The 1,308-nt window shown below is 62.2% G+C and carries 1 protein-coding gene; it reads left to right on the top strand.

What is annotated here, in order from left to right; genetic code table 11:
- A partial coding sequence (gene glmS, locus EGI20_RS18695; RefSeq protein WP_498633194.1) for a glutamine--fructose-6-phosphate transaminase (isomerizing) occupies positions 1–1,308 on the top strand: 1,308 nt, incomplete at both ends.

Genomic DNA, 1,308 nt, shown 5'->3' with positions numbered 1-1,308 from the left:
GGTGTGTGCGCGCATGGGCTGCCCGCTCTTGGTCGGCCTGGGCGAGGGTGAAAACTTCATCGCCTCCGATGTATCCGCCATTTTGTCGGCCACACGCCGGGTGATCTTCCTGGAAGAGGGCGATATCGGCCTGCTGACCCGTGACAGCGTGATGCTGACCGACAAGGATGATCAGCCGGCCCTGCGCGCCATCCATGTGTCCGATGTCTCGCTGGCCTCGCTGGAGCTGGGCCCGTATAGCCACTTCATGCAGAAAGAAATCCACGAGCAGCCCAAGGCGATTGCCGATACGCTGGAAAACCTGCTGGATAGCGGCTTTGTGCCCGAGCTGTTTGGCGCGCAGGCCGCCGACGTATTGAGCCGTGTGCGCGGAGTGAAGATTCTTGCCTGCGGCACCAGCTATTACGCCGGCCTGACCGCCAAATACTGGATAGAAGCCATGGCCGGCATCCAGTGCGATGTCGAGATCGCCAGTGAATACCGCTACCGTGCGGCCTGGGCCGACCCCGAGCATCTGGTGGTCACCATTTCTCAGTCGGGCGAGACGCTGGACACCATGGAAGCGCTGAAATACGCGCGCGAACTGGGCCACAAGTGGGCTCTGTCCATCTGCAATGTGCGTGAGAGCGCCATTCCGCGCGCCTCCGATCTGGTGTTCTACACCCGCGCCGGCGCCGAAATCGGTGTGGCTTCGACCAAGGCATTCACCACCCAGCTGGTGGCGCTGTTCACCCTCGCCGCGACCCTGGCCAAGCTGCGCGGCAAGCTGGGCGACGCGGACGAAGCGCGCCTGATCGACGAGCTGCGCCATCTGCCGGGCTCGGTACAACATGCGCTTAACCTCGAGCCACAGATCAAGGCCTGGGCCGAGCGTTTTGCCGCCAAGAATGATGCCCTGTTCCTCGGGCGCGGTCTGCACTACCCGATCGCACTGGAAGGCGCGCTTAAGCTGAAAGAAATCACCTATATCCACGCCGAAGCCTATCCGGCTGGCGAACTCAAGCATGGCCCGCTGGCGCTGGTGGATGAAAACATGCCGGTGGTGGTGATTGCACCTAACGACAGCCTGCTCGAGAAGGTCAAGTCGAACATGCAGGAAGTCTCGGCCCGTGGCGGCGAGCTGTTCGTATTTGCCGATCTGGACAGCCATTTCGAAGACAGCCCGGGCGTGCATGTGATCCGCACCCCGCGCCATTCCGGCGTATTGTCGCCCATCGTGCACACCATCCCGGTGCAGATGCTGTCTTACCATGTGGCCCTGGCGCGTGGTACCGACGTCGATAAACCGCGTAACCTGGCCAAGTCGGT

The sequence above is a fragment of the Aquitalea sp. S1-19 genome (assembly GCF_024343515.1).
This window is presented reverse-complemented; position numbering and strand designations above follow the sequence as displayed.